Below are 23,897 nucleotides of genomic sequence, written 5' to 3' on the forward strand. Positions count from 1 at the left end.
TGGATGGTGGAGTTCAGGATTAGAAGGTTTGATGGGACAAAGGCTTACTGGCAGAGCTTCGAGGTGCCTGCAAAGAGGGGGATGACCGTTCTTGAGGCTCTATACTACATCAAGGAGAATCTCGATTCAAGCCTTGCTTTCAGAGCCTCATGCAGAATGGGAATTTGCGGTAGCTGCGCGATGAAGATAAACGATAAGCCACGGTTAGCGTGTGAGACTCAGGTTTTAACTCTCGGCAATGCTGTGAAGGTTGAGCCCTTGGATAACTTCAAGGTGATTAAAGACTTGATTACGGAGTTTGATGGATTCTTCGCCAAGCACAAGGCCGTGAAGCCATATCTGATAAGAAAGGATGACAACTACGCAGAGCCCAAAGAATTGCTGCAGACTCCGGAGGAGCTGAATGAGTACTACGTCTTCACACTCTGCATCAAGTGCGGAGCCTGCTACTCGGTCTGCCCAGCAGCAGCAACTCTTGACGGCTACCTTGGCCCCGCTGCAATGACTGCTGCCTATAGATTCTGCGCTGACAGCAGGGATGATGGGCAGAGGGAGAGGTACGAGATTGCCAGCTCATCAAACGGAGTCTGGAGGTGCCATCTAGCAATGGAGTGCAGCGAGGTTTGTCCAAAAAATGTGGAGCCTGCCAAGGCTGTGCAGATGCTGAGGAAAAAGACAGCTTTCAGCATTCTGAAGAGCCTTTTGGGGTGGTAGAATGGGCGTTTCAGGCTGGTTCAGGTTTAAGGGAAGGAGCCTTTTCAGCTGGGCCTTCACGTTTCAGCGTCTCACTGGAGTTGTGCTGCTGATTTACCTTTTGATGCATCTAACCTACCTCTCGTCCCTTATGGACAAGACTGGGTCAACTTACGAGGGGATGATAGCTCTTACTGTCTCAAGGCAGTTTCTCGTCTTCGACCTGCTGCTTGTGCTCTGCGGTGTTTTTCACGGAGTTAACGGCTTCAGAATAATCCTGCACGAGTTTGGGGTGGCTTACGAGTACAGAAAGCCTCTTCTTGTGATTTTCACCTTAATTGCAGTGGTGGTGTGGCTCTACGCAAGCTACATCATGTATTCTCTAACGGGTGGTTGAAATGGAGTCTGCAAAGAGCGTTCTGGAACCACTTGCATGGCTTATGCAGATGATCACCGGACTGCTGATGATTTTGCTGGTAACAGCCCACTTCTATGTGACCCACATGACCACACATGATGCGCTTAGATATGCTGAGGTTGTTGAGAGGGTCGCTCAGCCTGAGTTCAAGGCTCTCTATGCGCTTTTACTGCTTGCAGTGTCCTTCCACGCCTTCAACGGGCTGAGGGCAATACTACTGGACACCAATGCGGGAATGAGGAAAAAGGGGGCAGTTTCAGCTTTGACAACGCTCGCCTTCCTTCTGGCGTTCTTCTACGGGCTTTATCTTCTGTTTTCAATTTAATTTTTAAAGGAAAGATTTATCTTGCAAGAGTCCAATTTTTCCACGTCGCCCCCGTGGGGTAGCGGATATCCTGAGGGGCTGCGGACTCCTCGACCCGGGTTCAACTCCCGGCGGGGGCATGGAATTTTTAATGTCAATAAATGCTAGTTCAAGCCTTTGAGGAGTTCATAGAATTTTCCAAAAATTTCTATTTCTTCACAATAAATAGGTCTATGAATTACAAAAATATTGAGGTAGAAGAGGATGGGAGGGTTTTCACTATACGCATCAACAGACCCGAAGTTCTGAACTGCATAGACCCCGAAACCAATGAAGAGCTTTTTGAGGCTTGGAAAACTTTCAGAGACGACGACGATTTGTGGGTTGCAATAATCACGGGAACTGACAGAGCGTTTTGTACTGGAGCTGACCTAAAGGCGTGGCACAAGTTTGTGCTGGAGCAGAGGGTTAACTTCCCGAGGAAGAACGCCTACTACGGCCCGGGCTTTGGCGGGTTGACGAGGGGGATGGAGATTTTCAAGCCGATAATTGCTGCCATAAACGGCCTTTGCTATGCAGGCGGTCTTGAAATTGCACTTGCAGCCGACATAAGGATTTGCTCCGAAAATGCCAGATTTGGGGTGTTGAACAGAAGATGGAATGTTGGATTGGGTGACGGAGGAACTCAGAGGCTTTGGAGGGTAGTTGGGCTTGGAAGGGCAATGGAGCTTATTCTGACGGGGAAGGAGATCGATGCGGAAGAAGCATACAGGATAGGGCTCGTGAATGAGGTTGTCCCTGCGGAGAAGCTTTTGAAGAGGGCAAAGGAAGTGGCGAGGAGAATATGCTCCTTCCCTCAGGGCTCGGTAAGAATGGACAAGGAGGCCGTGATAAGGGGCATTGGAAGGCCGATTGAGGAGGGTGTAAGGGTGGAGAACCTGCTCTTCTGGAATCTGCTGCTCAACAGGGACTTCTTCGAGGGGCCTGCTGCCTTCAGAGATAAAAGGGAGGCAGAATTTACCAATGAGAGTGAAAAGTTGAGAGATGTTTTGAGCCCTGATTTGGTGAGGAGGTGGTTGGATGAGTGAGAAAACCCACTGGAATCGCAGAGAAATGGCTGAGAAAGGCTTTACTTTCGTCTTTCCTTACAGTGAGGGCCTCAAAAGGGTGAGAGAGCTGCTCAATACTGACTATGACCCAGCGGTGCTGTGGGTTTGGGGAACCATGCAGGCAAGGGCTGTTATTGAGACCCTCAAGGCCTGTGAGAGTGATTTTGGCGAAAAAGGACAGAAGGTCGTGTATGAAGCGCTGAAGAAGGTTGGCAGGGAGGTTGCGGAGCAGATGATTTCCAGCAGCAAATTTGAGGGTATGGATGAGGCCGAGCTATTGAGCTTCTTCGCCACAATCGTAAACACCATTGCCTACGCATCCATCGAAAAGCCATGGGTTGAAAGCGAGGAAAGAGTGGGCTTTGATATCCTGTGGTGCCCTCATCAGGACGTTTACTCCGCTTTCGACTGCAGAGTTCAGAGATACTTTGTTCAGGGAATGCTTGAGGCTCTGAGGGAAAAATATGAGAAGGAGACAGGGAAAAAGCTCAAGTGGCAGGTGAAGTTCGAGACAACCATCCCTGCCGGGGCCGATGTCTGCAGATTCGTCATCTGGAGGTCTGAGTCAGAAGACAATGAATGGGAAAAATACACCGAATTGCTGAACAGGAAGGCCCTAAATGGGAAAAACATTTTGTAGTCGGCGATGTATTTTGAGCAGTACTCTCTTAGCTCTTCCTTCAAGCCGAATAATAATCCTTAAAGATTTTCCTCAACTCCCTTTTCATTATCTTTCCAGACGGCGTTTTTGGCAAATCTTCAGGCTTAAGCACGATTACACCTTTGGGAACCTTGTAGGGGGAGAGTTCCTTACGGCAGAACTCAATAATCTCCTCAGGATTGATTGTTTTCCCCGGCTTGGGCACAACGATTGCCGTTACAGCCTCAATCCATTTTTCATGCGGCAAACCGATGACGGCAACCTCCCAGACGTCAGGGTGCTTGTATATAACCTCCTCCACCTCCCTGCTGGATACGTTCTCACCACCAGTCTTTATCATGTCCTTCTTTCTGTCAACGATTTCGAAGTAGCTTTCCCTGTACTTCACCGCAATGTCACCGCTGTGGAACCATCCGCATTTGAAAGCCTCTTCAGTCTTCTCCGGGTCTTTGTAGTACATCAGCATAACGTGAGGTCCGCGGGCGGTAATCTCTCCCGGAACCCCTATTTCAGCTATCTCCTCATGCTCGTCGTTTTCAAGCCTTGACTCAAGATTCAGCCCGCTTCTGCCAGCAGTCTTTGTGTACTCCAGTATCTCTTCATGGTTCGCAACTGTGTGGTATGGAGCGAGCTCCGTCTGTCCGTAGTACTGGAAAAATCTCGCCTGTGGAAGCTTCTCCATGAGCTCTTTCAGGGGCTCCTCCGGAAAGATTGAGGCCCCGTAGTAGCACTTTCTCAGTGATTGAAGGTCATATTTGTCGATATCAGGATGTCTCAGCAATCCTATCCAGACAGTGGGGGCAAGGAAGAGCATCGTGGGCTTGTATCTGTCAATGTATTCCAGCATTAAATCCAGATTGGGCTCCGTCATCATTACATTCGTTCCGCCAACGTAGAATATTGGCATCATGAAGACATCTCGCTGGGCGCAGTGGTAGATGGGCATCGTGTTAAGCATGATGTCATTAGCTGTGTACTCCCCATCCACTATGCATCCAACATATTGGGCTATAAGCGACTCATTGGTGTGAACAACACACTTCGGCAGACTCTCAGTTCCGCTTGTGTAGGTCATCTGCACCGGGTCTTCGATGTTCAGTATCGTATCTGGCTCCGTATCACTCTCTCCATCAAAGAAATCATCGAAACTTTCCCATCTCCCTTCACCTTCAACCCCAACACCCTGATTCGACCACAGGAACGTATCGACCGTCTTGAGCTGGTCCATCGCCGGCTCGATTCTTTCAAACAGAGCATCCTCAACAATCAGAACCTTTGCCTCCGAGTGGTTGATGCAGTAGGCCAGATCTTTTCCGTACATCAGGTAGTTCAGGCCGAGATATATCGCTCCAGCCTTAGCACAGCCGAAGATTGTCAAAACGTGGTGCAGGGTGTTGTGAGCGAGAATGGCAACTCTGTCATACTTCTTTATCCCCAAATTCAGGAGAGCATTTGCCACCTTATTTGCCATTTTGTCCAGCTCGCTGTAAGTTAGTCTGATCTCCCTGCCATCGGGATGGTTGAAGATAAGCGCAGTTTTTTCCGGATATCTTCTCCCGCTCCGCCTCAAAAAGTCCGCAATTACCCACCTTCTGATTTTGTTGTATCTCTTTCTCAGCTCTCTGACGTTTTCGTCATTAATTTCGTAAAATACATCCTCTCCTCTCATGTATTGGTGTCAATTTTTAATTTTAAAAAAATTTACTATATTGATTCGTACAATCCATGTGAGAACCAAGCTGTCATGCTGTCTTGCAAAACATCAATTTTCCTGCCCATTTCTTCCAGCCTTCCAGCAGCTCCTCCATCAGACTGTAGCTCATCATATACTATACAAATCTATAGCATTTGCGATATAGTTATATAATTTGCGGAGAAAAGGCTATGAGGTGAAAGCATGCACCACTCGCACCATCTCGAAATATACGAGAAGCTGAGGGAGAAGCTGAATAAGGCACCCATAGGTTTACCAAAAACTGTAAGCGGTGTCGAAAAGGAGCTTTTGAGTGTGCTTTTCGATGAGGAGGAGGCGAAGATTGCAGTTCACATGCCCTTCATCAGGTTTACAGCAGAGCAGCTTGCCGAGAGGACGGGGAAAAGCTTGGAATATGTGGAGAAGATTCTGAATGAGATGGCGAAAAAGGGGACGGTTTGGAAGGGTGAAAAGGACGGCCAAACATACTACCGCCTCTTTCCAGTGATAGTGGGCTTTGCGGAGACTCCCTTCTGGCCCGGCCCCGGCAAGGATCCAAGGCAAGAGAAGCTCGCAAGGCTCTGGAGTCAGTACAGGAAAGAGGGATTTCTGGACGAGATTGGTGATAGAGAGCACCCGATAATGAGAGCTTTGCCCGAAAGGGACACCATTTCAGAGAAATCGGAGATTCTGCCCTACGAGGATGCAGTAAAGCTTGTGAAGGAGAGAGATTACATTGCTGTGGGTTACTGCCCCTGCAGAGTTATGGCGAGGCTTGTTGGGGAGGGTTGCAGGCACAGCATTGAGAACTGCATCCACATGGGCTCCGTTGGCAAATACATGGTCGAGCACGGGCTTGGAAGGAGAATTTCTGCTGATGAAGCAATAGAGATTCTGAGGCAGTCCAACAGGGAGGGGCTAGTACATCTCACAGAAAGGTCAAAGCACGTGGCAACAATCTGCAACTGCTGCAGCGACTGCTGTGTTTTCTTCAAAGCCGTTCACGAGGCAAAGCATCCGAACACCATCGCCCACTCCAGCTACCTTGCCACTGTTGACACCTCAAGATGCATTGCATGCGGCATCTGCATGCTCCGCTGCCCGATGAAGGCAATAAAGGCAAAGATTAACAGAGAGCCAGCCAGCGTCGATGCTGAAAAGTGTTTGGGTTGTGGAGTTTGCGTGCCAACATGCCCGATGGAGGCAATTGAGCTGGTTGAGAGGGATGAGCTGCTTGAGCTGCCAGATGGAATGACCTACGTTCAGGAGCTGCTGGCTGACAAGGGAAGAGACCCTTCAGGGCTTTTCTGATTTTTCCCCATTAACATTGACCGAAATGTGAGAAATTTTTAAATGGTTTGATATTTAATTTCTCAGAAAGAGGTGGTTTGGTTGGCGGAACTTCCCGACGAAATATTGGAAAACCTTTACCCGGGCGAAGACGTGCTTTACAGCGTTAAGAAGAAGCTCTACACCGAGCTGAAGCCGAAATACCTGATTGTAACGGACAGGCGTATCATCTACCTTGACCAAAAAATTCTTGGCAGATACGACCTGATTGATATTCCATACGAAAAACTCGAATTTGTGCATTTCAAAAAGGGAAAAATCGGAGCAAAGTTCATCATTCGAAATGAGGAGGGAGAGGAAATAGTTTTGACGTGGATGGAGAAAGATGAGGCTGAAAAGGCTATTGAAGCGATTAGGGATGCTATCAACGCGATTGCCGTGGAGCCGGTCTCCATTCAGAAACGGAAGGGGATTCTCGGATTCGAGCTTGAGCTGAGCAAGCCGAAGGAGTTTATTACACGCACCTATCCGCAAGCTGTCGCCAAAGCGGCTCCGAAGGAGGATCCAATAGAGAGAATCAGAAAACTGAAGGAGCTTTATGAAAGTGGAGTAATATCAAGAGAGGAATTCGAAGAGAAGAAAAGAAAGCTGCTTGACCAGATTTAGCTTGATTGCTGAACTCTACCAACCCGCAAACAACCCAACGATGTCTTTCAGCACATCATCCCTCAATCCTAAAGCAAGCATTATCAGGCTCTTTCTTCCTTCGGCCATTTTCATGAAGTTCTTCACCAGCTTTTCCCACTCCTCTCTCCCGAATGGCATTTCCGCATACTCTCTGCTGTCCAAATCAAGCCCGAGATACCAGATGACAAGATTTGGGTCGTATTCCTTAACTCTCTCTACCAACTCCTCGAAGGACTTCACGTAATCCTTCCCCATCCTCCTTCCGAGAACACATCTAAGGTCTTCGGAAATCTCACACTCCCTTCTGCCGATGCAGAAGAATGTTGCTCTTTCCTCCGAAACAATTGAGGCCTTTCCGTGGTGGGCGTCAGTTTCAATAACAGCAATTCGTCCGTAGCTTTCAGCCGCCTTAACAGCTATTGCCAGACCATTCAGAAGGCAGTAGCCCCTCATTCTGCTCTGCTCTGCCAGATGTCCCGCGGTGGTAACAGGAACTATCACAGCGTCGTAATCCTTCAACGCCTTAAGGCCAGTAAGTATGCACTTCACATTCTCAACAGCATTTTCAAAGAAGGGGTGACTTCTAATTCTGCTAAAATACTCTTCAGAGTGAATCTGCATGATTAGCTCTTCCACTTCCTGCTCCTCACCCTCAATAAGCCTTATTTCGACCTCCTTCAAAACTCTGAGCTTTCTTGAGGGAGGAATCTGGGGAGAAAGCAATCTGTCAGAGTAAACCATTGCAATGTCCATAAACAATTTTGGGAAAAGGGATTTATAACTTTTAGTTTGTCTTTAAGCATGCCGATTATCACTTTCCTTCCTTCAGGCAAGCGTGCTGAGGTTGATGAAGGTAAAACCATTCTCTCTGCTGCTCAGGAAATTGGTGAAGGAATTAGAAGCTTATGCGGCGGAAAAGGGAGTTGTGGTAAGTGTTTAGTGGTGGTAAGGAAGGGAGATGTGGAGATTTTAAGTGAGGAGGCTCACGAGAAGTTTGTCAGGGAAAAGGGATACTACCTCGCTTGCCAGACTGCAGTCAAAGGTGATGTTGAGGTCTTCATTCCTCCTGAATCGAGGCTGGAAAGGCAGCAAATCCTCAAGGACTTCTTCATCTCCTCCAAAGAGTTCAACCCGGTTGTGAAGGTGGAGTTCTGCAGCGACGCTTTCCTTCCTGAAGTTTTGTCGCAGAAGGGGTTGAGGCTTGCTTGCAGCACAGACGTGGAGGAGGGCGATTTCGGGCTTGTTGTGAGGGGTAAGGAGGTTATCGATGTCCTTCCCGACGAGAAAGCCTTTGGGCTGGCTGTTGATGTGGGCACAACGACTATTGTAGCAGCTCTTGTGGATTTGAAGGATGGGAAGGTGGTGAATGTAGCATCAGACTACAACGGGCAGATTATTTACGGTGAGGAGGTGCTCAGCAGGGTTGAGTTCGCAAGAAGCAGGAAGGATGGTGTTGAGGTTCTGCAGAGGGCTGTGGTGGAGTCGATAAACAAGCTCATTGACAAACTTCTGGAGGGCTACGCAACGCCTGACAGAATCTATGATGTTGTTGCCGCAGGAAATACAATAATGACCCACTTTCTGGTGGGGAAGGACGTGGAGTACCTTTTCTCCTCTCCCGATGTAAAAGTAGAAAGGGAGGGTTTTGTAGTAAATGCCTCAGAAATTGGATTGAAGGTGAACAGCAACGCCGAGCTCTTCTGCCTGCCTCCAGTGGGCAGATTTGTTGGCGGTGACATTGTTGGCGACATTCTCGCCTCAAGAATTGTCGATTCTGCCACCATTTCGCTGATGGTTGACCTCGGAACCAATGGGGAGATTGTTGTGGGGAGTGAGGGCTGGGCAATGGCGACGAGCGTGGCGAGCGGGCCGGCCTTTGAGGGCTACGAAATCAAGCACGGAAGCAGGGCGGTTGAAGGGGCGATAGACCACGTTGAAATTGAGGGCGAGGAGGTGAGGTACACTGTAATTGGCAATGGAAAGCCGAGGAGCATTTGTGGTAGTGGGCTAATTGACCTGATGGCGGAGATGTTCAAGAACGGCATTCTCGACGCTACCGGGGCGATGAACAAAAAGCATCCGAGAGTTAGGAGGGGAGAGGATGGCTACGAATTTGTTGTGGTTGAGGCTGAAAAGTCCGCTACAGCCAAAGACATCGTTTTCACCGAAAAGGATGTCGAAACTTTGCTTAAATCCAAAGCTGCGGTGTGTGCGGGGATAGCGGTGCTGATAAAGAAAGCTGGTCTGGGACTTGAGGATATAGACGAGTTTTACATTGCGGGAGCCTTTGGATACTACATAAACTTTGATAATGCCGTTACAATTGGCTTATTCCCCGAACTGAAAGCGGAGGTAAAGCAGATAGGCAACGGCTCACTTGCTGGAGCATACCTCGCCCTCGTGTCGGAGAGAAAAAGGAAGCTTGCAGAGACAATTGCAAACGCCTTCGCCTACTTTGACCTCTCAACGGATGCGGACTTTGTTGAGGAATACAGGGCTGCTCTCTCACTTCCGGGAAGGCCTGAACTCTTTCCCGAAACCTACGCAAAGTATGTATGAAAGCGCTATACTGGCTGCTTATCGGCTTCCTATCCTCAACTCTTGCAGAAGTGCTCTCATCATCCCATCCTGCAGGTGTGTTTGATGCATGGGGAATTGGGGTGATTTTTCCTCTCTACTCCCTCCACGCTCTCGTTCTGGGTGGCTGGCTTTTCCGGCTGGGTGTGAACTGGCAGAGGCTCTTTCTTTTCGGCTGCGTTTTCGGGATGTATGAGGCCTACATCACAAAGGTTCTCTGGAACCCCTACTGGGGGCCAGACGCCTTCCAGTTTCTGGGAATCTACTGGTTTCAGTTTGCTGTTCTCGTATTCTTCTGGCATCCAATTTTTGCCTTCATTTTACCTCTGCTGATTGCAGAGTACATCTACACAAGCTCAAACACTCTGCTGAACGCAGCAAAGCAGTTTCCACTGATGCAAAAAGCTGGAAAGAAGTTTGCCCTGCTTTTAGCAGCATTGGCCGGACTCAACCAGTCAGTCAACACTCCTCCGTCTATGTTTTGGGTTGCTCTGCTGAGCTTCTTCACCATTCTAACCCCATCCTTCCTGCTGGAAAAGAGGAAGATTGAGGATATAATGCCCAGCGGTAGGGTTTTGAAGTTGCTAACCTTCGCCCTGATAATCCTCTACCTTTTCTGGACCTTTGCCCTGAGATTCGACAAAATGGGAAGCTTTTCGGGCCAGCTGGTCGTCTGGCTTTTCTACCTGCTTCTCTTCTATCTCATAATAAACATCAAAAGCTGTAAACCTGAGAGCAAGACAAGCGAGAAAAAAGGTGAGAGAAGATTTTTTGCTGCCTGCTTCCTCGTCTATCTGACTGCCTTCCTTATCACCTCCTCATTCAAGGCCTTTCCTGCTGCAATGCTTTTCCTTCTTGCAGGAACTGCCTACGGCACCATTGTTTTTGCCTCGATTCTAATCAAATTCTTGATGAGATGACTTTAAAAACCAGCTCAGCTCCTCCCACGCTTTATCGAGCAGTTTTCTGTAGTATCTGACGTCAAAATACGAGTGGTTCCTCACACTGACGACCTTCCTCTTGGAGTCAGCAACCACGTATTCCACAACCATCCCTGGCTTGATTTCAATTCCTGCCTTTCTGTACTCTCTGATTGCCGAAGATTCCAGCAGCTTTTTTCCGTATTCCGCCTTTCCAACAACCTTTCTGATAATCATTTCCTCAGGCCTCGCCCTTCTTATGTTCTCGGCATATCTCTCGTAAATCCGTCTCAGCTCGGGGAAAAGCCTGAGAAGCTCGCCAGCGCTTCTTGCTCTTTTCATAACATCAAAGCACTCCCTCTGCATTCTTTTCACGTACTCCGGTACGTCACGCCTTCTAGCCATAACCCCCCTGAGCTTCATCTCTCCGCTGCTCAGCCTGCCGTAATAGCGGTTGTACGCTCCACTGCCGTCCTTCATCGGAAGAAAGACTATCCAGTCGAACTTCTCCACCTCGGTCAGCAGGCCCGTTTCCTCCTCAACCCTCGCCTGGAAGCTGCCGATGTCTTCACCCCTAACCCACAAGCAGTCAACTATCCCGTGAAGAACCTTAAAGCCTAGCTCCTCCGCAATTTCCTTTGTTTTTATAAGAATTTCTCTTCCGATTCTGTTTATCTCCTCGTGAACCTCTATTCTGCCGAACTTGGCGTTTCTGTAGCCGGTGTAGCCGAAGCAAGTGACGAGCATCCACTTGAGAATTGAGTCCACTCCCGCATAGCGGGAATCCTTCCTCTTAAGGCTCTTCGTCTTTATCCTCAGCCTGAGAAGGGGCTCGAGCACCTCCGCCAGGAATCCCCTCCCCTCCTTTCCGATGCTCTCTGGTGAGAGATTGTGCTTCACAATTATCGACGGATACATGGACGTGAAGTCGAGCTGCCAGACGTTCTCGTAAATTCCGGGTTCGGGCTGGAAAATCATCCCGCCTCTGTCCGAGAATCTCAGCTCCTCGATGCTCTTAACCCTCTCAGCGTCGCTCTTTCTGAATGGCACCGCAATGCCCCTCATCAGCGCCTCAAAGACCTCGTAAAGCGAGATGAGCGAGCCGGGTGTGATTCGGGATGCGTGGTTTGGGGATATGGCGGATATCCTTGAGGCGAGTAGAACTCCCCTAAGCCCACCCTCCCTGAAGTTGAAGGAGTTCGAGTCTATGAGAACTCTTCCCTCCGGTATCAGGGCCTGCTTTCTGTATCTCGCCCTGCCGTAGCTCCAGTAAACCTTCTGAGAGAGCTTCCGAAATCTTCCGGTTCTGCTCATCGCCTTCAAGCCGAGATGCTGCATCCAGAAATCCGCATCCTCCATCACAACGATGTCGGGATTCATGTCCTCCATCGCACCGGAAAGCTCCTCTAACAGCTCTTTCTCGCTGCCCTCAATTCTCTTCCCGTTTATGCTCATCTCCTCGACCTCGGGTTTGAAGACATCTCCCTTAACACCCACCCTTAGAACTTCAAACGGCAGGTCGAAGTCAGCCTCAAACCTTTCCGAAACGTCTTCGAGAACGTGAGAGCACGGAAAAATCCTTTTTCTGGCCATGAATTTCTGCTCCAGCCTAACGTCAACGTTGAAGAGCTTAGCATCCTTTGCCTGCCTCTCTATCATCTCCGCAACCTTCCTCCCGGCGTAAATTCTGTATCCTTCAATTTCACCGTAAATTGTTTTGAAAGTGCACTCCTCAACTTTGTAGCGAGTTTCCAGAGCCTCTAAAAGCTCAACGTGGAGAGCTCTGTCGGGAAAATGCAGAAAAAAGTAATTTTCAAACCTGAAACTTCTCCTGACAACTTTTCCGTTCTCCTTCTTGATCCAGAGGTCAATCCCCCTTCCCGAAGGCGCGCAGTCCAGTATCCACATTTCCATCAAGCTCCTTCAGGAGCTCAACAAGCACGGAGAAGATCGCCGCTTCCAGTGGGTCATCGAAGGTGTAAAACGCCTCGCTGCTGTGCTTCCTGACCATGCCGGCAAGCTTTATGGCGTAAAGGCTTTCCTCCTTCTTCATAGCCTTTGCAGTCCTCTCCCACCGCTCTGCAATCCTCTTTACCCCCATTCTAACGCTTGAAACGCTCCTTCCCATTCAGAACACCTCCAGCGTGAGCTGTCCAACCATCTTCGGATAGAAGCGCTGGTTTATTCCCTTCTCATCAACTTCCGCTATGAAGTACCCACCCTCCTCAGCCTCAACGAGGATGTAGCGGTCCGCGAGCGTGGTTAGAAAGTCAAAGATTCTGTCTCGATTGGTTGTGAAGTAAACGACCGTTCTGTCCCTCCCTATTTGCCTCAGAAGCATTACGAAGTCCTCAAGGGTGTGGAAATCGCAGTCCTCAAAGAGTAGTGCGTCGTGCTCGATGAATATCATGTCCTGATAGGCGTTGAGGAGAATCTCTATTAGCTGGTGAATTGTAAAGCCTCTCCTCACCCTGAAGTTCCCCCTGATACCATCCAGAGCCTTTGAGCTGTTTCCACACACGTATAGCGCTGGAAATCTGCTTCTGTAGCCGTTCAAAAAGTCAAGGCACACTTCCAACGGTGCGGCTACAGCGTTGAACCCTCCATACACCTCAACCGAAAGTACCTCAATCATAGTAGGTAATGCTCCAAGGTCAATATAAACTTCGACCCCCGGATGCAAGTGAAAAGGATTATACATATTAACGTCTCCTTTACATTAATGCTCTCGTGGGATGAGACGCTCTTCAAAAATCCGGAGGTCTTCGACCCTGACTACATTCCGGACGAGTTGCTGTTCAGGGACGGCCAGATCAGGCAGCTTGTGTCGTGCATAAAGCCAGCAATGCTCAACTCGTCCCCGATTAACGCATTCTGCCTCGGACCGCCGTCAACGGGAAAGACCTCGACGATAAGGTACGTTCTCAGAGAAGCTGAGAGAGAAACGGGGCTGCTTTACTCCTACATACGAATCCCGAGGTTCAAGGAGCCCTACAAAGTCTTCTCCAAAATTTTTCAGGACGTTCTGGGACAGCAGTCCCCGCCATCCGGGATAAGCAAAACGGTTTTGATGGACAGAGTCTGGAGCAACCTTGACGAGCCCCTTTTGGTCGTTCTCGACGACATAAACTTCCTCGGAAAGAATTACGCCAACGAGATTCTTTACGAAATCCTGAAGGCTCCAGACGAGTACGGAGTTAAGGTGGGAATAGTTGCAGCAGCCACCGATGTAAAGTTCCCCCTGCTACTCGACCCCTTCGTGGGGGCATCGTTCCACTACATGGAGATACACTACCCCTCGTACGGCTATGCGGAGATTGAGGGAATTTTGAGGAAAAGGGTCGAGCACGGATTTTACGAAGGGGTTTTCGATGACGGGGCATTCAGAAGAGTTGTTGAGCTCGCATACAGGGCGAGTGATGTCAGGTACGGAATATACCTCCTAAAGGCTGCGGGAATGAACGCGGAGAGCAGGGGGAGCAGAAAGGTTGAGGAGAGGGACGTTGAGGTCGCCCACGCCGGAGAGTCCCTTTCATTCATAGCAAAGATTCTCACGGCCCTTAACAGCGAGGAGAGGGCAGTTCTCAGAATGATATACTCCCAGAACGCAATTTCAACCGGCGACCTTTACGAGCAGGTGTGCAGCGAAATTAAGATGAGCTACAGAAAGTACTACAACATCCTCGAAAAGCTCGAAAGGCTGAAGCTGATTGAAATCTCCTTCGGAGAAAAGGGGAGAGGCAAGACGAGATATGTGCAGGGAAAATACGATGCAGAGGTTGTTGATAGGGCGATGCAGCTGATTTAGTTTCAAAGCTGAAATTGCAATTTTGCCTTGCCATTACAAAATATTTAAATATGGTAAGGTCATAATGAGTATTAGGATGGAGGGGTTACAATGGTCAGAACCATAACGGTTGCCTCAGGAAAGGGCGGGACGGGAAAAACGACGATAACGGCAAATCTGGGTGTGGCTCTCGCTCAGCTTGGGCACGACGTCACAATAGTGGATGCAGACATAACAATGGCAAATCTGGAGCTCATTCTTGGAATGGAAGGCTTACCTGTCACCCTGCAGAACGTGCTCGCTGGAGAGGCGAGAATTGATGAAGCAATATACGTCGGGCCGGGTGGCGTGAAGGTCGTGCCTGCTGGTGTGAGCCTCGAGGGGCTCAGAAAGGCAAACCCTGAGAAGCTTGAGGACGTGCTCACGCAAATTATGGAAAGCACGGACATACTGCTTCTCGACGCCCCTGCGGGTCTTGAGAGGAGCGCCGTTATAGCCATAGCCGCGGCTCAGGAGCTTCTTCTCGTTGTCAATCCCGAAATCTCCTCGATTACCGACGGTTTGAAAACTAAGATAGTAGCGGAGAGGCTGGGCACCAAGGTTCTCGGAGTCGTCGTTAACAGAATCACAACGCTCGGCATTGAGATGGCAAAAAACGAGATAGAGGCGATTCTCGAAGCAAAGGTTATCGGGCTTATTCCCGAAGACCCCGAGGTTAGGAGGGCCGCGGCTTACGGTAAGCCCGTCGTTTTGAGGTCCCCCAACTCCCCCGCGGCAAGAGCCATAGTGGAGCTTGCAAACTACATTGCCGGAGGGGCGAAGAAGAAGGTCCCGGCAGAGGTTAAGGAGAAAAAGAAGGAGGGGGCTCTTGCAAAAATGCTTAGAATATTCAGAAGAAGGTGAGGGTTATGGACGTGCTCGAGTATTTGCTTGTTTTGCTGCTGGTCATCAGCATAGCTCTGAACCTGCTGCTCCTAAAAAAAGTGAGAGAATTAAACAGAGAATTGCGCGAGGTCGGGGCAAGAGTGAGCGTGACGAAGGAGGAGCTTACCGCAATCAGGTCGAGACTTGAGAGGATGAAGGGTGAGCTTTAAAATCGGCGTTTGAATCAGCCGAGAACCTCAAGAACTCCTTCACACATTTTTATGTTCATGAGGTAATCATCCAAGGCGGAGAGAAGAGTTCCGATTTTCTCAACCCTGACCTCTATCACGATGCGGTTATCAGCCCAGCAGCTGCACCACTCGGGGTCGTCTGGCTTGAGAGCCTTCACAACAGCCTCAGGGTCTTTGGATTCTACTTCTAAGCGAGCATGGCACAGCAAAGCCTGTCAACCTCCTTCAGAAACTCTTCGACTTTATCCGGCGTGATGTTCGCTCCCGCTGCAACCCTGTGCCCCCCTCCTCTTCCCCCAACCTTCTCGGCTGCAAGCCTCATTACTTCCGCAAGGTCAACTCTCTCAGCCAGAGCCTCGTTAGTTCTCGCGGAAACTTTCGCGTACTCATTCTTGATGTTGACGACGATCAGGGGTTTGTCTGTGAAAACGTAGCGGGAAAATATGGTCGCTATCGGACTCGCGGAGAGCCCGTTCTCCATAACCAGATACCTTATGCAGAAGCCTTCTTTAACCTCATTTCTCCATTTTTTGAGCTCTTCAAGAGTCTGAATGACGTATTCGTTGTTTATCCTGATGGCTCTGTTCATCGCCTCCACGTCTCCGAGAAGCATGGCTAAGGCCGTGCTCATAGCCCCAATCCTCCCGCAGGAGTTTACAACATCGACAGCCGTAACAGCATTCTTGATGAGCAGGTTTTTCAGAATCAGCCTTTTTCCAACGATTTGGCTGAATATGCCCGTGTAGGCATTCATCTTTAGAAGTCTCAGCACTATCGCGTCAGCGAGTCGCCTGATCTCCTCGTCGCTAAGCTCATCAAACTCCTTGTCTCCATCGAGCCTCGCCTTCTCAAGAAACTCCTCAAGCTCCTCCTCCTTTCCGTAGAAGTCGAGAAACGGCTCCAGGCTCTGGACCAGCACGTCGCGCAGCTTCCCCGACGGGAGGCTCACCCCTTTTCTCTCCTCAACCACTCCAGCCTCCAAACCGTTTCTCAGAATCTCCTCGTTACCCCCAACCATCCTCTGCTTGTCTCCGAGGGCGCCGATCAAAGCTACAGATGCCAGCTCCCTGTTCCTCCCGAGCTCGTTGGCAAAGAAGTAGCATACGCCGCTTGCCGATAGTTCAAAGGTTCCGTCCATGCCCACGAGGTGGGGGTTGACGTGGGCAAGATTCCTCTTCGGCCTTATCTCCCCGTTGGGGATGTGGTGGTCTAGTATGACAACATCCGTGTCAACCTGCGAGATTAAATCAGCATAACCACTCCCCATATCGGCGAAGAGCAGAAGCTCTCCCTGCTCGTACTCAAAGGGCTCGTTCAGACCCTTCAGAAAAGTGATGTGAAAGGCCTTACCCGCCTTTAGGAGGGCTTTGGCTATGATCGCACCAGCTGAGATTCCATCTGCATCATGGTGTGTGTATATTCTGATGAAGTCGTGCCTTGCAACGAGGTCGGCAGCCCTCCTTGCCCTCTCCCTCAGCAGGTTAATTGCCGAGCCCGAACTCATCGTGCACTACCTTCACAGCATTAACGCCATCGCTACCGTCAACGACGAACGAAACGTTGTACTCAGAGCAGCTCTGGCTGATCATTATTACGTTTATTCCGTTCTTGCCAAGCGCTGAGAAAATCTTTCCTGCAACGCCCGGCGTTCCAGCCATTCCCGAACCAACTGCGCTCACGACCGCTATGTAGGGAATCTTTTCGACCTTTATCACGCCGTTTTCCAAGCTTTTCAGGGCGTTGTAGGCCTTCTCCAAGTCCCGGATATCGACCACTATCGACAGATTCAGCTCTGAGGAGCTCTGAGCTACCATAATGACGTTTACCCTCTCCTCAGCAAGTCTGCCAAAAACCTCCGACATTATCTCCGCAAAATCGAAGCCCGCACCGCTGACGTTGACTATCCCCGCCTGCGGAATGAGGCTTAAAGCCTTCACTATCTCGCTTGAATCCTTCGTTGTCGGGCCAATCACGGTTCCCGGAGCATCGGGGTTGAAGGTGTTCTTGATTCTTACTGGAATGTTCTTCCTCATCACCGGCTCCAAGGCTCTCGGGTGAAGTATCTTTGCTCCGAAGTGGGACAGCTCCATTGCCTCCTGATAGGATATCTCCGGAATCACCCTCGCATTGGGCACGTACTTGGGGTCGCAGGTCATTATTCCGTCAACTTCCTTCCACAGCCACACCTCGTCCGCGTCAAGGGCTGCGGCGAGTATTGTTGCGGTGTAGTCGCTCCCTCCTCTGCCGAGGGTTGTTATGCTGCCGTCATCCGTTGCGCCTATGAAGCCCGTAACGACGGGAATAGTTTTCTTTATCGTCAGCAAAGGCTCAAGCCTGTTTCTGATTGTTGTGTAAACCCCGGGAAGCGGCTTTGCCCTCCCAAAGTTCCTGTCCGTGATTATTCCTGCATCCCCTCCAGTGAGAGCTACAGAATCAACGCCGAGGGAAAGAAGGGCTGCTGAAAATATTGGAGCTGAGAGCCTCTCGCCGAAGGAGACTATATAGTCCTCACTTCTCCTCGTAAGCTCGCCAAGGTAGCTGATTCCGAGGAGAACCTTTTCAAGCTCATCAAGAAGTCGCTCTACAGCTGCAATCACCTTTGCCTTGATTTCGTCGTTCCTGACCGCATACTCGATCGCCTCGTAGTGTCTCTTCATCATATCCGCGATGAACATCTTGATGAATCCGGCAGATGGTTCAGAGCAGCAGCGGTGCGCGGCCTTTAAAAGTGCATCAGTCACACCCTGCATCGCTGAGACAACGACTACAACTTCATTTCCCTCCGAGAACTTTTTAACGAGATTAGCGCAATGGTAAATGTTTTCCCCATCTTTAACGCTCACTCCTCCGAACTTCATTACGATTCTCATCCTATTTCCTGCCCTAAGCAAGAAATATAAATCTTGCTGAGCTATCTGGGGCTCCAGAACCTGTAAAAGAGCTTTCTACATTTTTCATAATCAAGTTTATCGACGAACCTCACCAGCTTCTGCTCGTGCGTGAAGTGGGGATAGTCCCCATCAAAATCGGGCTCCATCTCCCTTTTTTCCAGCAGAGATGTGAATATTAAATTTCTGGCCGCAAGAAGCCTCAGGTCGTCATCCTCTTCAAAGATGAACGCTTTCAGCAATTTCTCCCCCGGATTTTCGAGGTACCTAGTTCCAAGCCTTTCAGCAATGATTTCCGGAATCCTCACACTTTCAGCATCGAGAATTTCTGCCAGCTTAATGTGGTTCATTCCAGCCTCGATGACCGCCTCATCCAAATCATCAAGTGCCTTGGCCCTCATTTCGTCCCTCAGCATTATTCTTTCAGCTTCAGCCTCGGAGAACCTCAAAACCTTTTCAACGATCTCGTCAAAGTCAGATTTCAGGAAGGACTCTGTGTAATCGATGTAGAGAGCATTGACCCTCTTCTCCATCTCCCTCACCCTCTCATCCCCCTCGCTGAAATTTTTCAGCCTCTCCACCTCTTCAAGATAGGGCTCTACCTGCATTATCTCCCTGCTCTTCAGCTCTTTCAGCATCTCGATTAGCTTTCGCGTGTAAAGGGGGAACTGCGTGCTGATTTTCCTCACGTAAAGGTCCACCGTTATTTTCCCCTCAAGAACGTCGTGAAAAAGGTCGTTTTTCGGCTCTTCGAGAACTATCACGCTGTAATTCGAGAACTCCGATTTTAAAAATTGGAGATTCTCAATCCTCGGGGATGTGTAAACCACCCTCATAACTTCAGGTCTTCAGCAACTATTTCCGCAACCTTCTTTCCGCTCAGCAGCATTCCGCCAAAAATCGGCCCCATTCTCGGCAGGTTATGGACTGCTGCAACGGCCATTCCTGCAGCGTAAAGCCCTTTAACGATTTTTCCAGTCTTTTCCACGATTTCCCTCTCCGCAACTTCGGAGTAAGCGGACCTTTCGCCGACAACGGAGACTTCCAGCGGTATCTTTCTTGCAGCAACGGATATAACCTCCGCATCATGCCCGGTTGCATCCACAACAGCCCTGCTTCTCAGGAAAAGCGGGTCAACGTGCAGTCCAGAAATCTCAACCGCGCTCCACTGAATGCAAACACCCCTAACCCCAAGCGGGTCGTCCCTGAATATAACGTCCTCTACCGAAACTCCGTGAATTATCTTTGCTCCGGCATCAATGGCCTTTGCGGCGAGCTTTGCCATGAACTCGGCAGAATCCGCAACGAGAAAGTTTCTGTGCTCGGTGTACCTGATACCAAAGTCGTCGAGGATGTCCTTCGCCTCCCTCTCCACGACGACTTTATGAAAGAGCATTCCTCCTCCGCCTATCCCACCGCCAAAACTCAGCCTGCGCTCAAGAACGAGCGTCTTAAGGCCCTTTTCCGCAAGGTATCTCGCAGCGGTTAGCCCCGATGGCCCGGCACCAACAACAATGACGTCGGACTCCGCGTATTCGACCCATTCCTCCGAAGCGGTTTCGACTATTGCCTTTGTGATTTCTGCTTCCATAACCTCAGTAAATTTTAGCGGCATTTATAACTTTCATCGTACCCGCTTTAGCCCCTCAAAAAGTAGTACATCAGCCCCACGAATCCTATGAGGCTCACGGCCAATTCCGTAGAACTTTGCGAAACGACACTTCCCAGAAGGTACATCGGGGCAAAAAGCAAGACTGGGATGAACGAGACGAGTTCTAAGAGGGCTATGGGGAGCAGCAGAGGTATCAGCACTCCTATCATTGCTCAAGCTTGCTAAATTCAAATATTTAATCTTTACTGACCTCATGAGCATTATCATAACGCTTAAACCCATCGCAACCGTTTTTATCTCCGCCGATTTAAAGTTCAGGTGTGTCGCTGAAGGAGTTGCTCAAGGACAGGCTAAGTGAGGAGGAGCTGAAACTCGTTAGGAGGAGCTTTGAAATAATAGGAGATGTCGTAATCATTGAGATTCCGGATGAGATAATGCACCACAGCAGGGATATTGTGGAAGCGATACTGAAAAGGCACAAGCACGTAAAAACGGTTCTGAGAAAGGTTGGTGAGGTTGATGGCGTTTACAGAGTTGCCAGATACGAGCCCATTTACGGTGAGAAAACGGAGACTGTTGTGAGGGAGCACGGTTGCAGATTTCTGGTTGACCCAACTAAGGCTTACTACTCGGTAAAGCTTTCGGGGGAAAGGGAGAGAATTGCGAGACTTGTTGGTGAAGGGGAGAGAGTTCTGGTGATGTTCGCGGGTGTTGGGCCTTACCCGATAGTCATAGCAAAGCTCGCAAGGCCGAGAGAGGTTGTTGGGGTTGAGCTCAACCCCCACGCTGTGGAGTACTTCAGGCAAAACGTCAGGCTCAATAAGGTTGAGGGTGTTGTGAAGGTGATTGAGGGGGACGTTGAGGAAGTTGTTCCCCAACTCTCCGGGCAGTTTGACAGGGTGGTGATGCCTGCTCCCTATTCAGCGGAGAACTTCATCCACCTTCTCAGAGGTAAGGTTAGAAGGGGAGGGTTTGTTCACTACTACACCTTTGACAGCCAGAATGAGGAGAAAATTCTGCCCGAAAAGGTAAGGAGGAAGTTTGAGGATGAGGGTCTTGAGGTTGAGGTTGTGAAAATGAGGAGGTGCGGCAACTTCGCCCCCTACGTCAACAGGTACGTGCTGGATTTGAGGGTGTTATAGACTTTTTATCTGCAATGTTTAAATTACGCAGGTCAAAGAGTTTTCATGAAGTCTGCTTTGAAAATTCTCGCGTTGATGCTGATTCTAATCACTCCTGCCGGAGCGCAGTTCGAGAACGCTCAGAAAGCGAGCATAAAGGCCGTGGCTGTCACAAGCGGCGACCAGCCAACGGGTGTTGTGATAAACATCTCCGTAATCGTTACACCCGGCGATGGCAGAGTTTTCGTCTCAACAACACCGTACACCGAAATAGACATGCAGGGAAGCGCTCAGCTTGCCGCAATTACTGCATGCGATTTGCTCGGTATAGACTTTACAAAATACGACTTTTTCTACATCATAGAGGCAGAAGCGCCAATTGTCGGTGGCCCCTCTGCTGGGGGTGTGTTGACGGTCGCAACGGTGGCAGCCCTCAAAAACCTAACAATAAGGGATGACGTCTACATGACCGGAATGATTTACCCGGACGGATACATCGGCCCTGTTGGAGGGCTAAAGTACAAGCTCGAAGCTGCTGCCAAAAACGGTGCCAAAATTTTCCTCATACCCCAGGGCCAGAGGATAACCTACGTGGAAGAAAAGAAGGTCAGGAGAGTTGGAATCATCAGCTACATCGAAGTCGAATACAAAGAGCTCGATTTGGTTGAATACGGAAAGAAGCTCGGTGTGAACGTTTACGAGGTTGCCACGCTAAACGATGCACTGAAGTTTTTCACCGGTTACGAGATAAAGCAACCAGAGGGGCAGTTCAACATCGGAAGCTACTCGCAAATTCTCAAGAAGCTTGCCGACCGCATGAAAGCCTCTCTCGATGAGGTTACCGCCACCAGCGAAGATGCTGAGAAGCTGATTAAAAAGGCCGACGAGTTCTACAAAGAGGGTAAGTACTACACGGCAACCAGCACCTACTTCCAGGCGAAAATCCTCAAGAGGTACGAGGAGTACAAGAGCAAGATTGTTACAGCCCAGCAGTTTGACGAAGAGGTTGGAAAAATCCAGAACGAAATTGACCAGCTGAAGGACTACCTTGCGAAGGAGAAAATGGGCGTGAATTCCCTGCAGATCATTGCCGCTGCACAGGAGAGGGTTGCTGAGGCAGAAAACCTGCTTGAGAATGCTAAAAATGCAAAATCAGATGATGAGGCGTTACAGTATCTCGCCTACGCGAAGGAGAGGGTAGAGAGCGCCAAGGTGTGGCTGTCAATACTCCCCGATTTGAAGAACGACTACGAAATTTCCAAAGATGCTCTTAAGAGGAGAGCCGAGTTCTACGTTACGCAGGCGAGCTCGCTGCTAATTTACGCCTCATCGCTTAATGGGAACGAGTATCTGATAAACCAGGGTTTTGAGTCCCTTGACACAGCCAAAAGGCTGCTTTCCGAGGGCCTGTATGCGGGAGCGGCAGTGATGGCCCTGAACTCGATTACTGACGCGAGCCTTTCCATCGAGGTTACCTACGGCAAAATCGATGACAAAGTAGAGGGGGCGAGGGAGGCAGCGATGGCAGCAATTTCAGAGGCTGAGAAATCGCTGTTTCCGGTGCTGCCCGCTGCGTACTTCGAGTACGCCGAGAACCTCGACAACCAGTACGCGAAACTGATGTACTACAAGCTCTCAATGAGGCTGGCAAAGCTGCTCTCGCTCATGGTGAGCTCAGGTGGGGAAAAGGAGCTTGTCCATGCAGAGTTTAACCCATACACCCACTACACACCCTCCGGAAAATCGACGATAGAGAGAATCGTCGAAACTCCCGGATTTGAGGGCTTAGCAGCAGTAACTGCAATCACAGCAGCGGCAATAGCAGCAAGACGCAGATAATCCCTGCTGAGAGTGTTCCGAGGAAGTTTACAGCGGAGTTCGTCAAATATCCCTTTTTTTCAAGCGTTGCACCGAGCAAGCTGTCTATGTGAACACCCGCGAAGGCCGAAAGCGTTACTGGCAAAAGCACATCGAAGCCAATAATGCCGAGGAGGAGAGACAGCAGTGCCGTAACTATGCATCCAAAAAGTGCAGCAAACTCTCCTTTAACAGAAATTCCGCCGCTCGTGCCGGGCTCAACTCTGCTGAAGTTTGTAATCAGATACACCTTCTCCTCCGCCTTTCCGATTTCACTCGCCATGGTATCGGCAAGAGCCGCTGCAACAGCTGCAACAAAGGCTGCTGCGAAAATTGCATCCCCCGAAACACCGAACTGAACTGCAAAGAAGAGGGGGGCAAGGCTGTTTCCGAAAACGTTTGCGTAGCCCCTTGCCCCTCCGGCCTGCTCAGCTATTCCCCTTTCCAGCTTAACGCTGTACTTGTACTTCGTTATCGCTGAGCCAAGGGCGTAAAAAAGCAGAATTACTGCGAAGAACCTTATATCTGCGAAGAGAATCAGCGTCGTGCCGACAATGGTCGCGCTCATCAATCCCGACTCGTCCGCAACCTTTGCGTAGAGGGCAAGGAGGCTCACGAAGAATGAGAGCAGGAAGGCAAAAGCCAAGCTGTATATTGAAGCTGAGGGCACGTACATCTTGAATATCGTGAAGACGGATGAGATGGCTAAGAGTAACGTGAGCCTGCGGTCCGCATTAGTGTCAACGCTCTCAACCAGCGCTGCCGTCAGACCGCCCGATAGGGAGATGAAGAAGGTATGCGCGAGTCTGAGTTCGACACCGTTTACTGCATGATAGCAGAGAAAGTACAAAAGAGATGCTGTTGTGTAAACCGCTATATTCCAGAGAGCGTTTTTTCTGTAGTTGTGAACGGATATGAGAAAAATTGAGGCGAAAACAACGTCCTTAGGCAGTGAGAAGCATGACAGAGCTGAAAGAATCGTTGAGAAGAGAAACGCATTAAAATAAGATTCATCTTCAGTTACATTTCTCAATTTCAGGCTAAATCCTCTCTTTTTACCGTAGATTAACGTTAGCAAGACCAGCAATCCGAGTACAAACCTTGGATCGAGTTTTATCGCAATCAAAGCTATTGCTGCAAGCACCAAAGCTGGATGCATCGGGAA

The 23,897-nt window shown here is 49.6% G+C and carries 26 protein-coding genes and 1 tRNA gene; 15 read left to right on the top strand and 12 right to left on the bottom strand.

Going from position 1 to position 23,897, the window contains the following annotated elements:
• Positions 1–3 precede the first annotated feature (3 nt).
• The 6 genes from sdhB (at position 4) to AF_RS03485 (ending at position 3,164) form a co-directional block, all read left to right on the top strand.
• Entirely contained in the window at positions 4–714 is a 711-nt protein-coding gene (gene sdhB / locus AF_RS03460; RefSeq protein ID WP_010878185.1) for a succinate dehydrogenase iron-sulfur subunit, read from the top strand.
• A 1-nt stretch (position 715) separates the two neighbouring features.
• Positions 716–1,090 (top strand): succinate dehydrogenase subunit C, encoded by a 375-nt coding sequence (locus AF_RS03465; protein WP_010878186.1) that lies wholly within the window; start codon positions 716–718, stop codon positions 1,088–1,090.
• Position 1,091: 1 nt separating this feature from the next.
• On the top strand, positions 1,092–1,436 hold the full coding sequence (locus AF_RS03470) for a succinate dehydrogenase hydrophobic membrane anchor subunit (protein WP_231487612.1): 345 nt from the start codon (positions 1,092–1,094) through the stop codon (positions 1,434–1,436).
• 47 nt (positions 1,437–1,483) lie between these two features.
• A tRNA-Arg gene (locus tag AF_RS03475) sits at positions 1,484–1,555 on the top strand.
• 93 nt (positions 1,556–1,648) lie between these two features.
• Complete coding sequence (locus AF_RS03480) at positions 1,649–2,503, top strand: enoyl-CoA hydratase/isomerase family protein (protein WP_048064266.1); 855 nt, start codon at positions 1,649–1,651, stop codon at positions 2,501–2,503.
• Positions 2,496–3,164: a hypothetical protein gene (locus AF_RS03485; protein ID WP_010878189.1), complete on the top strand. Its 669-nt coding sequence runs from the start codon at positions 2,496–2,498 to the stop codon at positions 3,162–3,164. Before AF_RS03480 ends, AF_RS03485 begins: the two co-directional genes overlap by 8 nt.
• A gap of 40 nt (positions 3,165–3,204) precedes the next feature.
• On the opposite strand, the gene AF_RS03490 is transcribed toward AF_RS03485, so the two are convergent.
• The gene (locus AF_RS03490; RefSeq protein WP_010878190.1) at positions 3,205–4,854 is read right to left on the bottom strand and encodes an acyl-CoA synthetase; all 1,650 of its coding nucleotides are present in this window, start codon (positions 4,852–4,854) and stop codon (positions 3,205–3,207) included.
• Between the two features lie 228 nt (positions 4,855–5,082).
• On the opposite strand from AF_RS03490, the gene AF_RS03495 reads away from it, so the two are divergent.
• Together AF_RS03495 and AF_RS03500 are read left to right on the top strand one after the other, a co-directional pair.
• The gene (locus tag AF_RS03495; RefSeq protein WP_010878191.1) at positions 5,083–6,189 is read left to right on the top strand and encodes a 4Fe-4S binding protein; all 1,107 of its coding nucleotides are present in this window, start codon (positions 5,083–5,085) and stop codon (positions 6,187–6,189) included.
• 72 nt (positions 6,190–6,261) lie between these two features.
• Positions 6,262–6,834: a PH domain-containing protein gene (locus tag AF_RS03500; RefSeq protein ID WP_010878192.1), complete on the top strand. Its 573-nt coding sequence runs from the start codon at positions 6,262–6,264 to the stop codon at positions 6,832–6,834.
• A gap of 15 nt (positions 6,835–6,849) precedes the next feature.
• Here the strand turns inward: AF_RS03500 and AF_RS03505 are convergent, their stop codons facing one another.
• Positions 6,850–7,608 carry a histone deacetylase family protein gene (locus AF_RS03505; RefSeq protein WP_010878193.1) on the bottom strand — a complete coding sequence of 253 codons (759 nt, stop codon included), beginning with the start codon at positions 7,606–7,608 and terminating at the stop codon, positions 6,850–6,852.
• 48 nt (positions 7,609–7,656) lie between these two features.
• On the opposite strand from AF_RS03505, the gene AF_RS03510 reads away from it, so the two are divergent.
• A complete protein-coding gene (locus AF_RS03510) occupies positions 7,657–9,414 on the top strand; it encodes an ASKHA domain-containing protein (RefSeq protein WP_010878194.1) in 1,758 nt (585 codons plus the stop codon).
• Entirely contained in the window at positions 9,411–10,352 is a 942-nt protein-coding gene (locus AF_RS03515; RefSeq protein WP_010878195.1) for a hypothetical protein, read from the top strand. Before AF_RS03510 ends, AF_RS03515 begins: the two co-directional genes overlap by 4 nt.
• On the opposite strand, the gene AF_RS03520 is transcribed toward AF_RS03515, so the two are convergent.
• Genes AF_RS03520 through AF_RS03530 form a run of 3 tightly spaced genes read right to left on the bottom strand, consistent with a single transcriptional unit; the run spans position 10,329 to position 12,987 of the window.
• Positions 10,329–12,266, bottom strand: a complete 1,938-nt coding sequence (locus AF_RS03520) for a type B DNA-directed DNA polymerase (RefSeq protein WP_010878196.1) — start codon at positions 12,264–12,266, stop codon at positions 10,329–10,331. The two genes, AF_RS03515 and AF_RS03520, sit on opposite strands and share 24 nt — an antisense overlap.
• Complete coding sequence (locus AF_RS03525; protein WP_048064268.1) at positions 12,220–12,480, bottom strand: hypothetical protein; 261 nt, start codon at positions 12,478–12,480, stop codon at positions 12,220–12,222. The genes AF_RS03520 and AF_RS03525 overlap by 47 nt, the downstream gene beginning before the upstream one ends.
• Positions 12,481–12,987: a hypothetical protein gene (locus AF_RS03530; protein WP_048064269.1), complete on the bottom strand. Its 507-nt coding sequence runs from the start codon at positions 12,985–12,987 to the stop codon at positions 12,481–12,483.
• Between the two features lie 87 nt (positions 12,988–13,074).
• Between AF_RS03530 and AF_RS03535 the strand changes: the two genes are divergently transcribed.
• From AF_RS03535 to AF_RS03545, 3 genes are all read left to right on the top strand, one after another.
• Positions 13,075–14,160: an ORC1-type DNA replication protein gene (locus AF_RS03535; RefSeq protein WP_048064270.1), complete on the top strand. Its 1,086-nt coding sequence runs from the start codon at positions 13,075–13,077 to the stop codon at positions 14,158–14,160.
• 90 nt (positions 14,161–14,250) lie between these two features.
• Positions 14,251–15,042: a septum site-determining protein MinD gene (locus tag AF_RS03540; RefSeq protein ID WP_010878199.1), complete on the top strand. Its 792-nt coding sequence runs from the start codon at positions 14,251–14,253 to the stop codon at positions 15,040–15,042.
• Positions 15,043–15,047: 5 nt separating this feature from the next.
• The gene (locus tag AF_RS03545; protein WP_010878200.1) at positions 15,048–15,233 is read left to right on the top strand and encodes a hypothetical protein; all 186 of its coding nucleotides are present in this window, start codon (positions 15,048–15,050) and stop codon (positions 15,231–15,233) included.
• A gap of 14 nt (positions 15,234–15,247) precedes the next feature.
• Here AF_RS03545 and AF_RS12630 read toward each other — a convergent pair whose 3' ends face one another.
• The 6 genes from AF_RS12630 to AF_RS03570 all read right to left on the bottom strand — a co-directional run bounded on the left by AF_RS12630 (position 15,248) and on the right by AF_RS03570 (position 19,963).
• Positions 15,248–15,463: a KEOPS complex subunit Pcc1 gene (locus AF_RS12630; protein ID WP_010878201.1), complete on the bottom strand. Its 216-nt coding sequence runs from the start codon at positions 15,461–15,463 to the stop codon at positions 15,248–15,250.
• Entirely contained in the window at positions 15,442–16,758 is a 1,317-nt protein-coding gene (locus AF_RS03550) for a DHHA1 domain-containing protein (RefSeq protein ID WP_010878202.1), read from the bottom strand. The genes AF_RS12630 and AF_RS03550 overlap by 22 nt, the downstream gene beginning before the upstream one ends.
• A complete protein-coding gene (locus AF_RS03555) occupies positions 16,736–18,124 on the bottom strand; it encodes an aspartate kinase (protein ID WP_010878203.1) in 1,389 nt (462 codons plus the stop codon). Before AF_RS03555 ends, AF_RS03550 begins: the two co-directional genes overlap by 23 nt.
• A 41-nt stretch (positions 18,125–18,165) precedes the next feature.
• Positions 18,166–18,906: a hypothetical protein gene (locus tag AF_RS03560; RefSeq protein WP_143274381.1), complete on the bottom strand. Its 741-nt coding sequence runs from the start codon at positions 18,904–18,906 to the stop codon at positions 18,166–18,168.
• 68 nt (positions 18,907–18,974) lie between these two features.
• Positions 18,975–19,757 carry a sulfide-dependent adenosine diphosphate thiazole synthase gene (locus AF_RS03565; protein ID WP_010878205.1) on the bottom strand — a complete coding sequence of 261 codons (783 nt, stop codon included), beginning with the start codon at positions 19,755–19,757 and terminating at the stop codon, positions 18,975–18,977.
• Between the two features lie 23 nt (positions 19,758–19,780).
• Positions 19,781–19,963: a hypothetical protein gene (locus AF_RS03570; protein WP_048064271.1), complete on the bottom strand. Its 183-nt coding sequence runs from the start codon at positions 19,961–19,963 to the stop codon at positions 19,781–19,783.
• A gap of 111 nt (positions 19,964–20,074) precedes the next feature.
• On the opposite strand from AF_RS03570, the gene AF_RS03575 reads away from it, so the two are divergent.
• Both AF_RS03575 and AF_RS03580 read left to right on the top strand, forming a co-directional pair.
• Complete coding sequence (locus AF_RS03575) at positions 20,075–20,896, top strand: class I SAM-dependent methyltransferase (RefSeq protein ID WP_010878207.1); 822 nt, start codon at positions 20,075–20,077, stop codon at positions 20,894–20,896.
• 45 nt (positions 20,897–20,941) lie between these two features.
• Positions 20,942–22,714: a S16 family serine protease gene (locus AF_RS03580; RefSeq protein WP_010878208.1), complete on the top strand. Its 1,773-nt coding sequence runs from the start codon at positions 20,942–20,944 to the stop codon at positions 22,712–22,714.
• Here the strand turns inward: AF_RS03580 and AF_RS03585 are convergent.
• Positions 22,680–23,891, bottom strand: coding sequence for a TIGR00297 family protein (locus AF_RS03585; protein ID WP_010878209.1), 1,212 nt, complete (start codon positions 23,889–23,891; stop codon positions 22,680–22,682). The two genes, AF_RS03580 and AF_RS03585, sit on opposite strands and share 35 nt — an antisense overlap.
• Positions 23,892–23,897 lie beyond the last annotated feature (6 nt).

Origin of the sequence: Archaeoglobus fulgidus DSM 4304, from assembly GCF_000008665.1 — an archaeon.
GTDB classification, from domain to species: Archaea; Halobacteriota; Archaeoglobi; order Archaeoglobales; family Archaeoglobaceae; genus Archaeoglobus; species Archaeoglobus fulgidus.

Coding starts and splice junctions, on each gene's coding strand:
- AF_RS03505 (WP_010878193.1), bottom strand. CDS start 7,608: ATGGACATTGCAATGGTTTACTCTGACAGATTGCTTTCTCCCCAGATT.
- AF_RS03470 (WP_231487612.1), top strand. CDS start 1,092: ATGGAGTCTGCAAAGAGCGTTCTGGAACCACTTGCATGGCTTATGCAG.
- AF_RS03545 (WP_010878200.1), top strand. CDS start 15,048: ATGGACGTGCTCGAGTATTTGCTTGTTTTGCTGCTGGTCATCAGCATA.
- AF_RS03535 (WP_048064270.1), top strand. CDS start 13,075: ATGCTCTCGTGGGATGAGACGCTCTTCAAAAATCCGGAGGTCTTCGAC.
- AF_RS03530 (WP_048064269.1), bottom strand. CDS start 12,987: ATGATTGAGGTACTTTCGGTTGAGGTGTATGGAGGGTTCAACGCTGTA.
- AF_RS03540 (WP_010878199.1), top strand. CDS start 14,251: ATGGTCAGAACCATAACGGTTGCCTCAGGAAAGGGCGGGACGGGAAAA.
- AF_RS03555 (WP_010878203.1), bottom strand. CDS start 18,124: ATGAGAATCGTAATGAAGTTCGGAGGAGTGAGCGTTAAAGATGGGGAA.
- AF_RS03495 (WP_010878191.1), top strand. CDS start 5,083: ATGCACCACTCGCACCATCTCGAAATATACGAGAAGCTGAGGGAGAAG.
- AF_RS03510 (WP_010878194.1), top strand. CDS start 7,657: ATGCCGATTATCACTTTCCTTCCTTCAGGCAAGCGTGCTGAGGTTGAT.
- sdhB (WP_010878185.1), top strand. CDS start 4: ATGGTGGAGTTCAGGATTAGAAGGTTTGATGGGACAAAGGCTTACTGG.
- AF_RS03520 (WP_010878196.1), bottom strand. CDS start 12,266: ATGGAAATGTGGATACTGGACTGCGCGCCTTCGGGAAGGGGGATTGAC.
- AF_RS03525 (WP_048064268.1), bottom strand. CDS start 12,480: ATGGGAAGGAGCGTTTCAAGCGTTAGAATGGGGGTAAAGAGGATTGCA.
- AF_RS03550 (WP_010878202.1), bottom strand. CDS start 16,758: ATGAGTTCGGGCTCGGCAATTAACCTGCTGAGGGAGAGGGCAAGGAGG.
- AF_RS03580 (WP_010878208.1), top strand. CDS start 20,942: ATGAAGTCTGCTTTGAAAATTCTCGCGTTGATGCTGATTCTAATCACT.
- AF_RS03465 (WP_010878186.1), top strand. CDS start 716: ATGGGCGTTTCAGGCTGGTTCAGGTTTAAGGGAAGGAGCCTTTTCAGC.
- AF_RS03565 (WP_010878205.1), bottom strand. CDS start 19,757: ATGCCGCTAAAATTTACTGAGGTTATGGAAGCAGAAATCACAAAGGCA.
- AF_RS03515 (WP_010878195.1), top strand. CDS start 9,411: ATGAAAGCGCTATACTGGCTGCTTATCGGCTTCCTATCCTCAACTCTT.
- AF_RS03485 (WP_010878189.1), top strand. CDS start 2,496: ATGAGTGAGAAAACCCACTGGAATCGCAGAGAAATGGCTGAGAAAGGC.
- AF_RS03490 (WP_010878190.1), bottom strand. CDS start 4,854: ATGAGAGGAGAGGATGTATTTTACGAAATTAATGACGAAAACGTCAGA.
- AF_RS03585 (WP_010878209.1), bottom strand. CDS start 23,891: ATGCATCCAGCTTTGGTGCTTGCAGCAATAGCTTTGATTGCGATAAAA.
- AF_RS03480 (WP_048064266.1), top strand. CDS start 1,649: ATGAATTACAAAAATATTGAGGTAGAAGAGGATGGGAGGGTTTTCACT.
- AF_RS03570 (WP_048064271.1), bottom strand. CDS start 19,963: ATGATAGGAGTGCTGATACCTCTGCTGCTCCCCATAGCCCTCTTAGAA.